Raw genomic sequence first — 10,934 nt, forward strand, 5'->3', positions numbered from 1 at the left:
AGAGCTCGAGTTGATCTGCAGGCTCAGGGGAACGCACTCGGTATTAGCGCCCCTGCTTCAGCAGTTCTTCGAGGGAGTCCTGTTCGAAAAACGGATCAATATCTTCGATCCCGCGATCGTCCCGCGTCTCGGCGAGCCGGATGTTCGAGAGTATGTGCGCGCAACATTCGTACCGCTGGTGAGGGAAAAGACCGTTACAACGGAGACACGTTCCAAAGCAGAAGATCCGGGCTCCCTGTTTGATTGGAAGCCATTCCAAGTGACTGCATCCGAAAGTCGGCCAGTCTTGGTGGCACAGCGCACTCCGTTCAATCTGGTGCCCTGTAATAGGTCTCTAGAGCAGGGATTTGTGCGGTTTGCCGACACCGCCTCAGATGTCGTGGCATTCGCGAAGAACGCCGGACCGCAGTGCCTTCGGATCGACTACTTGACCTTTGGTTCACGTTTGGCCTTTTACACGCCGGACTTCTTCGTTAAGACTAAGTCGGGCGACTATCTGCTCGTTGAGACGAAGGGCAGAAAGGACGCCGATGTTCCCCTCAAGGCGCGCGCAGCGGTGGCCTGGTGCGAGTCTGCCTCGAATGGTCAGAAGTGGAAGTATCTATACGTGCCTCAAGCGGAGTTTGAGCGTGCGGAAACGGACCAAATAGAGCAACTCGCACGAGCCTGCAACCCTTCGCTCCGCGAACTCATCGATGATGCGACGAAGGCCCAAACCCAGTTGGCGCTCTACACGTCGGAGACAACGGATATTGATGCGACTATCTCGGAGTTTCTGCCTGTCGTAGTCTTCCAGAAGTTGCCGGAACGCTTTCAGAGGGCCGTCGAGCAGTCGGTCACACTGTATCGTTTCCTGCAGAACAAGAAAGGACAGAACTTCGCGCCTGCTTTCCAGCCGTTGCTTGGATCGATCGATGAGGCTGCGAAAAGCCTAATTATGCGGCGGCTGCTCGACCTTGTTCCCACCAAGCCGGTACAGCAAGATGATTACTTCGCACCACATCTTGGGAACCTCCCCGCGAAGAAGAAGTCGCAATTACTCGTGGGTGCGCGCAATCTCAAGAAGACCCTGGTGTTCCGAAACGGCCTTTGGCCGATGGGGCTGCTGGCTTTCTGTCTGGACTTCGGCCTCAATGGGGAGGCCGGTCTCGGTGGAATATTCAACGGTCTGAAGGATCGGTTTGGCAAAGCAGGTGACGACAAGCTCTACGAGATGGTGGAACGAATCAACCAGTTCCGAAATGCCTACGTGGCGCATGCGGAAAAGGCGCTCACGAAGCCGGATGAGGCACAGTCGGGGTTGAGGTACTGGATTGCGGGGATGTGCAAGTTGAGCGTGGGATAGGCCATCGGTTAATTAGCGATCTGGACGATACCATGTCAGTGTATGATGAAATCGGCGATCTGAGCATGGGCCGACCACACATTGTCATCCTCGGGGCGGGAGCAAGCAGGGCGACGTGCCCAGATGGTGACAAGAATGGAAGTATTGTTCCACTAATGAAAGACATAATCTCCACTGTTGAACTCGGACCCCTTTTCAATCATCACGGTATCAGAGCAGACGACGCAAGCTTCGAATCAACTTACAGTCGTCTTCACGGATCTGGTGATGTTCATATCCTCGCGGAGATCGAGGCTGCGATCTCGACCTATTTCCAATCGATAGAGCTGCCAGAGTACCCGACGATTTACGATCTGCTTGTAGTCTCGTTGCGATCTAAGGACTTGATAGCGACTTTCAATTGGGACCCGCTGCTGTTCCAGGCGCTAAAACGCAACAGCAAATGGATTGACTTGCCAAATGTAGCGTTTCTACACGGCAATGTGGCTATCGGGTTCTGTACGGCTGACCGGAAATGTGGACGAGCTGGAACACTGTGCCCAAAGTGCCTCAGTCGGTTTGAGAATGTGCCGTTGCTCTATCCGATAGGCCAGAAGAACTATCAGCAAAACCACTTCATAGATTCAGAATGGCAGAAGCTGGTCAGTTACTTGAAGGAAGCTTACATTGTCACAATCTTTGGGTACAGTGCACCTGTGAGCGATGTGGAAGCGATGCAGCTAATGACAAAGGCACTGGCGGAATCCCGAGTCAGAGATCTTAACCAGATCGAAATCATCGATATCCAACCAGAAGACAGGCTGCGCCAGAGTTGGGAGCCTTTCATCGTCGGCGATCACTATCAGATCTTCAATGACTTTTATGAGTCATTCATAGCGAATCACCCACGACGGACTTGTGAGGCAATGTGGCAGCAACTTGAGGAGATCCAGTACCTTGATTCCAGGCCAATACCCCAAGAATCGGGTTGGCAAGCATTGCGTGACTGGTTTGCTCCGTTGGTGGAAATCGAGCGGGCGAGATCGCATCGTGTCTGAATGATGTTGCCAGTGTGTCGATATCGTCTGCAAGCTGCAAAAACTAGTATTCCAACTTAATTGCCTCAACAAAACTCATCTCTATACCATACCCCACCACATTCCACGGTCTATTTGTCTGCACGTACTGACAACGCACCTTTCGATTGAACGTCACCGCCGCCGCCACAACACTTGTGGGCTTCTGTCCGCCTGTGATGTCTATAACGATGTCTCGCTCGCGTACCCCGTCAGCCGACAGTTTTCTCAAATAGAATCCAATTGCCTCTGCCAGCTTATTGAAACCTTCAAAATTCAACCCACCAAGGGAGTCGACTCGATCACTGCGGGCATCAATCATCTCCAAAGACAGACCGTCAATACCGAGTAGAGTTATTGCAACTCCGTCAGATCTGATCTCATCAAATCCGTCTAACAACTTGACGAAATCCTTCGCCTGAGATGCGGAATCCCTTGAGCAGATTATGGTAATACTTTTGAGCTCACCCAAATTGTGCGCAATGGCGCGAAGCGGCATTTCCCATGGAAACTGAAGCCTAAATCTAGAATCGATTGTTGCGGTTTCGTCGTTCTTTTTGCGAGTTACAGTCTCCAGAGACGCCGTCAAAGAACCTTTCATCTCCGACCACGGTAGTTGCCCAGACCTGTAAGCTTCGAGTACCTCTGCCCTCAGATACGAGAGAAAGAGCAGGAGGTGCTTCCTCTTCGGCGGGTTGGCGATGTCATCAATGTCACGCGTGCGTGGAAGAAAGGAGCGACGCCTATATGACTCCAGTCCGATTGCCACGAGAGTAAGTAGCACTAACATACAGAGCACGACTACCCAGATCGGGACACTTTTGGACCAGTGCTCAATCTCCTCATGAATGCTGATTGCTATCCAATGTGTCAGAAGCAGCGCTGCAAGCAATAGAAGCCACAGCGGCAGGACTTCAAACACGTGTGTGTACTTTTTCGAATGTGACTTCATCACAGGTCCGCTACTGCCTCAGGGTGAGTATTCATGAGTCTGTTATGGTTCAGCTGTTGAGAACCAGCTTTCCGTATCCAGAGTTTGTCTTTCCGCCGATACCCCAGTTCTTCAGAGCCTCAGTCAATAATGTCATCGAAATTGTGAGCAACTTACGAGCTTCCAATCCATCTACATCGGCCCACACCCGAACCAGAAACGTGCCTTTGACGGAGAGAAACTGCAGCGGTATTGGGCCGTCGAAATCCGCAGGTGCTGCGTCCTCTTGCTTCCCTGTGTAGTAATCTGAGTGGTGGGGAGTCATGGCGTCAAGTAGCAGACCTTCGCTATTCGTGAGGGAGCTTGGATGTATCCAGGCATCATCAAAGCTGACAAGTCCGCTGGCCTCGTTGTTCCCGAAGATGAGTGCAAATGCGGCCCCATCTGCAGCGAAAGCATCGTCGATGGGTCCTCTGGTGAGAGCGCAGTAATGACTCGCCAGCCCCTTTAGTGCCGACCCTGGAATCAGCGGGACGCCATATGTGTGGTGCATTCTCAGTCCCGTCTCGATCACGGATTTTATGCCGAGTCCCACTACGAGCCGACCTTCGGACCTAAATTCGTGATCCAAGTGATTGACGGGTGCCGCATTGTGCCACCGTAGAAAAGCGCGCTCGTACAGCCCGATCGATTTGGCTACCGCCTTCTTCGCCTCCTCCAGGAGGTTGCGTTTGCTTTCACCGTCATCACCAGTTTGAAGCAAATATCGGTCCAGAATCAGGCCTGCATGTGATGCTGCATTTGGAAGCTGTGAATTGGACCAGAGGTCCTGGGCTACTTTTCGACACGCTTGACTCATCTATCCGTGTCCTCACCTTCACCAAGTTGCACTTTCAATACGGCTTCCGCGTATCGTTTGAACCAGATGCTGCAGGCAAGAGCCTCGCGAGTCATCCATTGGTACTGCCGTAATGTATTGTCGGCACCCATGTTCGAGGAGCCACGGACGGCCGTGACAAGTTCAGCCTGGCTGTCAGCTATGCCCGAGACCTCTGCGAAATCTCGAAGCAGATACCGAAGATATTCCCTTGAGTCCGCAGCCGACTTTGAGTCCAGAAACGTAATGGCCTGACACAAACCGCATCGCTGGATAAGGAATGGCAGGTTGAGGCACTGACGTCCGTAATCCTTCCGCCAAGGTTCCCTGTCAACTTTCATGATCCGCTCGTATGCAGCTTGGGCCCGCTGCTGGTCCCTCGTAACATGGCTCGCAGGCATGTTAGCTATTCCTCCCGCTGGAGAATACGCAGCGCACCCTGCCTTTTCCGGTTGTCGACTTTCCACCAATTTGAATGCGTAGTTCTTTTGAACAGTACTCGTTCATCAAGTCGCCTGGATCCAGCGGACCACTCGACGAAAATGGCGTGCACGCCGCAATCCCCGCGAGGATTGTTTCAGCAGGAAGCGACTCCTCGTACCAGAGCATCCCCTTTGAAACGGTCTTTGTCTCAGCATCAATTTTAATGCGTGCCTGGACCTCCGTTGCAGTGTCACTCAAGAAGTCGAATGTCTCATCTGAGACTACACAGTATCTCCTTGCGAACTCCTGTTGCCATGTGAGGTCCTCTGGAAACACGCTTCTTGAAATCATCTCAACCCAGGGTGTCAACGCTTTGTTTTCACTCAGTGCAAGATCGAGGTCCTCAAGAAAGACCTTTCCGCCGGAATGGACTGCACATTGGTCTGTCTTTGCCGACAATGCCGTGTTAGTGTTAGGAATGTGAGGGATGGAAGGTACTGCAGAGAAGCCTGTTGACTCCAGATCTCGCTTTAACCGGTTCATCACCATAGGAGAACTAATCCAGCAGAATGTTCCGTACAGACTCCGAATAGGTAGACAGACAACCCGCGCGTCAGTGAAGATCAGCGCTCCCGATTGTGAGTATTCGTCTCCGGCCAATCCAAACGCTTGCCTGTGTCTTGCACTCTTATCGGACTTCTCTGTGCGTGCTGATTCCCAGGCACCAAAGTAGTCAGCAATTACACCCTTGACTGATGAGCCGGGAACGATTGGCCAGTTGGTAACCTTCTCACGCATGATGGGAAGATCAATAAATCCTACTCCTCGGCCTACGCCGACGTGTACAGATGTTAAGGTGTGAAGCCAGTAGGTCTTTGCGTTAAAATTCATATTCCGCCCCTCCGAAACGGGCACTGTTAGATTCGCCACGCCCCCCACAACCCAAGACCGAAACCATCATTTGCCACTTCAGGCCCACTGCAAGTTGACCTAAGCCAGCAATCGCGTAACAGGTCCATGGGATTTCCTTGCATCACTTTGAAGAAATAGACACTTCCGGACGGTACCATCCTTCGTATTGGCTTGGGACCCGTCTTGCCTCGCTCGAAGCTGAATCCAGATACGGGTTGCCAACGATTCACGATAGCTGACATCAGCTTCAGTGTGACGTTGCTGTGGGGAGGAATACCGACATTGTCGGATGGGGCGATCCAGTCAGGTCGCCAGCCGTCCCGATAAACAGCGGGTGTCGCCAGAATCAAACGGACCGCCTGGACGCCTTTGCCAAACGCTTCATTGACTGGCTGAGGAGGAGTCCAACCGGGATTCGGTTGTCCCCGCCAAAGTGTCAGGCGGCGTTCGCCGCCGAGTGGGTTGAATAGCCCCAGTGTTGCCAGCTTTTCCGCGGTCTCACCACGATCGGTCTCCACGCGCAAGGATACTTCCAGGGGTTCAGTGGACCCCTGCACCGTGAAATCTAATCCGCTCGTCGAAAACAACATGCTCTCCTCGGCAGCATACAACTTCGGATCAATCTTGACATGTGTGCGGATGTCTTGTTTGAGCGGAGGCATATATCCGTCGTCGATGTTCTGTTCTTTGGGTGGTGTGACAATATCGAGATCTGCTAACCAGTTCCCCATCACATCGGACGACCAGAACGCAGCCGAATCCGCCGGTTTGTCGTCGTTTGTAATCAAGATCGGAGAGACTGATAGCGGCGGGTAAGTCCCCTCATGAGGTTTCATTTGAGAAGGTCGCAGCCGTACGTGATTGCGTTGAACCTCGCTGCCACTGCTTGACTCATAAACGAAAATGTCTGCGGGAGCGGGGAAGAACAACTTCCCCTTATAGCAGGGGAGAGGTCCGGATACGGAGATATTCTTTAGTTCGCGTACGTCTTTCTCGTCAAACCGCATGTCTGCCAACTGGCCAATCAAAGTTCGCACTGCTCCGGCCGTCATTGACGGTACCGGGAACGCAAGCGATCTCATACGGTTCCCCTGACCCATGCCAAATGGTCTCCCGTCACGCGCAATAACAGGGTCCCGCGGGGTAACACTGATGAATACTTCGGCAGCCATCAGGCGGGACCTCCTGCCGCTACAATTGCGCCTTGGCCAGCAGCTTGGTCATAAGCCCGCGCCATACTCCGCGCAATCAGCCACTCCTGCGCAAGTCCCATTATTCCCAAATGGAATCCGTCGTGAAGGCCGCTCTTGGCACTATGAACGCGAGTCAGAGCGATTGAAACGTCGTTTGCCACCGATTCAAGCACCGTTTCATTACCACGGGAGCTTTTTCGCTTCAGGAGCCGCTGTAAGTCTTTCTTTATCGCATCCGTAGTCTCGGGCGTTGTCGGCCAGCCGGCATAATCGACAGCCATGTCTCGCAAGTCATAAGCCGTTCTATCTGAAAGAAGTCCCTCTCTGAGCATCGAGATCCACCGCTCCATTCGTGCCGCCGGTTCATTGGACCAGTTGTCACGAAACAAGATTGGAGCGCCGCTTCTCGGGTACAGGTGAATCGCAAGTCCATTGCCTTCCGGTCGATTCTTCGCAGCTCTCTCTGCATCCCTCCCGAACCTGAGAATGTCTTCCAGTGACTCAAGGAAGTGGCAGATTGCTACGCCGATAGAAAGCGTCGGCCTGCCATCCGCCATCACTTCAAACTCCGACAAGGTCCTACCAAAGGCTTCGTGCAACCTTTCGGCGCACTGAATCACCTGGTCAACCGGAACGAAACCAAGCACGTCGTCGCCACCCGTGTATACCGTGAATCCCTGGCACTCCGCCACGACCTTCTTAGCTTCAGAGGCAAATCCGGACAATGCCTGCGAGAACCGGATATTCATGCCTTCATCTTCGAAGCTGGAAATCAACTTGCCCATCTTGTCGCCGTCGGCAACCAGAACCGCCAGGTACGGATTAGGCTCGCCAAAGCTAAACCCATCATCATGTGTGCTCTGCAATTTGCTCAGGAGGGTCTTGATCTGTTCGAGTGAGTTCACGTCTTTCTGCGAAAGGCCAATCTCACCGTATGACCACTTGTGGGGATCCGAATCTCCGCGAGTCGCGTCGGCAATGAGGCTACCAAGTCGACCCCGGTAAAGGACCTCTCCGTCAAAAGGAAAGGCTGAATCACGGTAGTATTCGCCTGATCCTGTAGAGAAACTGGAGCGCCGGCAGAGATCTGCGATCTCTTTCAGCACCTGCTCCGCTCCACCTCCGTCCCGTTCAATGCCTCGTATCCATGGATCGGCCGCGACGCGAGAAACCGACGGGAACGGTTTTTTTATCGCCGCGCGTTTCGTGAACGCCACGGCATCCAGTTCCTCGCCAACCGAGAGACGAAGACGTTGCATCAACTCCGGTTGCTCCTGAAGCACTTTTCGACGAAGATTGCGGGTCTCTTCGCGTGTCCTTGCGCAGGCAAGCACGGATTCACGAGCGCCATCTAATGATGATTTCGGAATACCTGCGTGGCCTTTCGCGGGGAGAAAGTCACGACACGCCTTTCTTCCCGCCAGCAGCCTCATAACATTGGTGCGGGCGGTCCTGTAGTCGTTATCAGAGAGTGGACACCATGCCGCATAAAACTCAAGTACGTCGTCAACCTGCTCCCCCCATAGGTTCTCGGAGATAAGTTTGCGTCCGTTCTGCAACGCCTGATCGGCGTACATCTTCCAGCACCGTTGCGCCTCGGTCAGGGCAGACTCAGCGATATCTCCCGGAGAGACGCGGGGGTCGAGCCTGGCAAGGATGATGTTTGAGACATTAAACGCACTCTCGGCCTGCAAGTCGGTACCAGTCTGCGGCGCGGGAAAGATCAACTGGCCCCCGTAGTCGTGCACACACCGGGCGACTGACTTGCTGATTTCAGACAAAATGAAGGAACCAAACCAGAGGTCCCGTGTCCGTCGAGCGGCCGCGATGAAGCCTTGCACCGGACCCAACGACAGTGCGAGCAGCGTTGGCATCAGATCTTCACCTCGCGATAACCGCGCCGCTTGGCAAAGGCAACGAAACTCTCGACAGCGGAACCTTTCGCGTCATTGGGCGGCCGATAATCAAAGGCCAATCCCAACGGCGACGATTCATATGTTAGAAGCTCCTTGCTGCATATCTTGTCCTCCGGGATAGTTACCCCCTCCACAAGGTCGGCTTTCCCCGGCGCGAGGTATGCCGAAGTGAGAGGGGGAGTGGACAATGCCAACACAAATATGCCGGATTGATTTCCGGCAAAACGCATTGGTCGCAAGATCAATGGGCTCGCGAGCCGGTCCTGCGAAGCCGAATACTGCAAAGTTGGCTTCAGGTTGATACCACCGCCTACATGCTCGTCCCGGATTTCGATGATTATAGGCAGACCAAACTCGGCTCTCGGAAAAAATCCGGAAGGGATTCGCGCGTCCTCGGGATGAAACGCCGGAGCATCGTCCATTTCACGTTGTCTCATAACCAAGTCGCGCACTGACTCCGGCTCCGGCCATCTTGTGCGACCGAGTTTCCTTGGATTGAGACGATCACTCCCTTCATCACGTCCGACATCCTTGCCTTGTCTGAACTCCTGCAGCAGCCCCACGGCCGACTCCCATCCATCCCGCTCCGCGTTGTCATTCACAAGAAGAGTCTTACCAATTACCGGCCATCCGGCTGACTCGCCCGTGACCCGAAATTCAAAAGACTTCTGCGCGTTCGCAATCCAGGTGTCAAGGGCGTTCGCTGATTCGGGTGCGTACTCAGCGCAGTAGAGAGCTCCGCATCCGCGTCTTGTACGTGCCCCTATTCCGCCGAAATTCACCCACCCCCACAGCGCGGCTTCCACGTCCTTTTGAAGACCCTCCGGATACGTGATTGTGAGGTCGAACTCGAGGCCGGTCACGTCATTCGCCGGGGGCGGATCGCCATTGTATTTGCCCTTGAAGGGGAACAGCGCATATCGGGGAAGTCCGTCTCTGAATCTTGGCTCCTTCGATCCGTGCGAATACGTGGCGCACGGCTGCAAGGTCCCTTTTTTTGTTACCTTCACTGAGACACCAACCGGGCTGCCGGTTTTGGTGCTGCCCCATATGTCGTTTTCGCGGGCTCTCAGTTCGGCAACAGACTGAAAACGGCTGCCCCGTGTGGCGCGCCACCAGAAACGCAGGTGTCCTCGCACAGTCGTTCCGCGAACCGGCGTGATTGAGTCAGGGCGACCCGGCTCCACTCCCCCGCCATACATCGGCGTTATGACCTGAATGTGCCACGTGCGCAGCGTGCGGCCGGGGTACGGGTTTATGTTCTTGCCAATAGGCAGGTCCGGGCACGTGCTGATTATTCGTTTCAAAGGTGCGTTCTCTCCCACCCAAGAGATGTCGAGTGAATCTGGTTTGATAGGTAGACAATTCCCGCGCGCCCGTCAAGCGAAAAGTGTCTGCAGGAAGCGGCCGGGCGGAGATTTGGTATTCGCCCGGCCGAACCGCTGTGCGAGTGGCAAACGGGAGCGTAAGACATTGGTAACGTTTCAGTACCTGCCAGCAGGGGTGTCCTTCAGGACCAGACAAAGTGTTTGCCATACTCTTCATCGAGTTTCAGTACCTGTCAACAGGGGTGTCCCTCAGGACCAAACTGTGTGCTGAAGGCTACAGACTGCGTGTTTCAGTACCTGTCAACAGGGGTGTCCCTCAGGACACAGGCAAACACTTTGTGCATTGGGATGCTTCTGTTTCAGTACCTGTCAACAGGGGTGTCCCTCAGGACCTGGTCAGTCAGAAGTAAGCATCATAGTTCAGTTTCAGTACCTGTCAACAGGGGTGTCCCCCAGGACATAAGCCTGATCATGTCTCCATACGATTGTTCGTTTCAGTACCTGTCAACAGGGGTGTCCCTCAGGACACAAAGAGCAGGGAGAAAGAGACCGAAAATTTGTTTCAGTACCTGTCAACAGGGGTGTCCCTCAGGACACACACCGCGGAGCGCCTATAGCCGAAATGAGTTTCAGTACCTGTCAACAGGGGTGTCCCTCAGGACAAACAAAGGGACTATCATCGTCCAGAATGAGAAGTTTCAGTACCTGTCAACAGGGGTGTCCCTCAGGACCCAGTGGCACTACGATACGACCTGTGTCGTGTTTCAGTACCTGTCAACAGGGGTGTCCCTCAGGACTGACATCCAGCTGGATGCCAAGGATTTCATGTTTCAGTACCTGTCAACAGGGGTGTCCCTCAGGACCCAGTGGCACTACGATACGACCTGTGTCGTGTTTCAGTACCTGTCAACAGGGGTGTCCCTCAGGACTGACATCCAGCTGGATGCCAAGGAT

The 10,934-nt window shown here is 53.9% G+C and carries 9 protein-coding genes and 1 CRISPR repeat array; of the genes, 2 read left to right on the forward strand and 7 right to left on the reverse strand.

What is annotated here, in order from left to right:
* Both RBT76_15590 and RBT76_15595 read left to right on the forward strand, forming a co-directional pair.
* Window positions 1–1,345, forward strand: a 1,345-nt coding sequence (locus RBT76_15590; GenBank protein ID MDX9859207.1) for a restriction endonuclease subunit R, incomplete at its 5' end; no start/stop codon positions are given.
* Between the two features lie 32 nt (window positions 1,346–1,377).
* On the forward strand, window positions 1,378–2,382 hold the full coding sequence (locus tag RBT76_15595; protein MDX9859208.1) for a hypothetical protein: 1,005 nt from the start codon (window positions 1,378–1,380) through the stop codon (window positions 2,380–2,382).
* A 43-nt stretch (window positions 2,383–2,425) separates the two neighbouring features.
* Here RBT76_15595 and RBT76_15600 read toward each other — a convergent pair whose 3' ends face one another.
* From RBT76_15600 to cmr1, 7 genes are all read right to left on the reverse strand, one after another.
* The gene (locus RBT76_15600) at window positions 2,426–3,322 is read right to left on the reverse strand and encodes a hypothetical protein (protein MDX9859209.1); all 897 of its coding nucleotides are present in this window, start codon (window positions 3,320–3,322) and stop codon (window positions 2,426–2,428) included.
* Window positions 3,323–3,401: 79 nt separating this feature from the next.
* Complete coding sequence (gene cmr6, locus RBT76_15605; protein ID MDX9859210.1) at window positions 3,402–4,190, reverse strand: type III-B CRISPR module RAMP protein Cmr6; 789 nt, start codon at window positions 4,188–4,190, stop codon at window positions 3,402–3,404.
* On the reverse strand, window positions 4,187–4,609 hold the full coding sequence (cmr5, locus tag RBT76_15610) for a type III-B CRISPR module-associated protein Cmr5 (GenBank protein MDX9859211.1): 423 nt from the start codon (window positions 4,607–4,609) through the stop codon (window positions 4,187–4,189). The genes cmr6 and cmr5 overlap by 4 nt, the downstream gene beginning before the upstream one ends.
* 1 nt (window position 4,610) lies before the next feature.
* Window positions 4,611–5,522 (reverse strand): type III-B CRISPR module RAMP protein Cmr4, encoded by a 912-nt coding sequence (cmr4, locus tag RBT76_15615; protein ID MDX9859212.1) that lies wholly within the window; start codon window positions 5,520–5,522, stop codon window positions 4,611–4,613.
* Between the two features lie 26 nt (window positions 5,523–5,548).
* The gene (gene cmr3 / locus RBT76_15620; GenBank protein ID MDX9859213.1) at window positions 5,549–6,715 is read right to left on the reverse strand and encodes a type III-B CRISPR module-associated protein Cmr3; all 1,167 of its coding nucleotides are present in this window, start codon (window positions 6,713–6,715) and stop codon (window positions 5,549–5,551) included.
* Window positions 6,715–8,610, reverse strand: a complete 1,896-nt coding sequence (cas10, locus tag RBT76_15625; protein ID MDX9859214.1) for a type III-B CRISPR-associated protein Cas10/Cmr2 — start codon at window positions 8,608–8,610, stop codon at window positions 6,715–6,717. Before cas10 ends, cmr3 begins: the two co-directional genes overlap by 1 nt.
* A complete protein-coding gene (cmr1, locus tag RBT76_15630) occupies window positions 8,610–9,977 on the reverse strand; it encodes a type III-B CRISPR module RAMP protein Cmr1 (GenBank protein ID MDX9859215.1) in 1,368 nt (455 codons plus the stop codon). Before cmr1 ends, cas10 begins: the two co-directional genes overlap by 1 nt.
* 156 nt (window positions 9,978–10,133) lie before the next feature.
* Window positions 10,134–10,909: direct repeats of the CRISPR family, unit length 36 nt; unit sequence GTTTCAGTACCTGTCAACAGGGGTGTCCCTCAGGAC.
* Window positions 10,910–10,934: the final 25 nt, after the last annotated feature.

This window comes from Candidatus Zixiibacteriota bacterium (genome assembly GCA_034003725.1).
Taxonomy (GTDB): domain Bacteria; phylum Zixibacteria; class MSB-5A5; order GN15; family FEB-12; genus WJMS01.

What these genes read in the sequence shown, in the direction of transcription:
- cmr6 (MDX9859210.1), bottom strand. Translation starts at nt 4,190, where the DNA reads ATGAGTCAAGCGTGTCGAAAAGTAGCCCAGGACCTCTGGTCCAATTCA.
- cmr3 (MDX9859213.1), bottom strand. Translation starts at nt 6,715, where the DNA reads ATGGCTGCCGAAGTATTCATCAGTGTTACCCCGCGGGACCCTGTTATT.
- RBT76_15595 (MDX9859208.1), top strand. Translation starts at nt 1,378, where the DNA reads ATGTCAGTGTATGATGAAATCGGCGATCTGAGCATGGGCCGACCACAC.
- cas10 (MDX9859214.1), bottom strand. Translation starts at nt 8,610, where the DNA reads ATGCCAACGCTGCTCGCACTGTCGTTGGGTCCGGTGCAAGGCTTCATC.
- cmr4 (MDX9859212.1), bottom strand. Translation starts at nt 5,522, where the DNA reads ATGAATTTTAACGCAAAGACCTACTGGCTTCACACCTTAACATCTGTA.
- cmr5 (MDX9859211.1), bottom strand. Translation starts at nt 4,609, where the DNA reads ATGCCTGCGAGCCATGTTACGAGGGACCAGCAGCGGGCCCAAGCTGCA.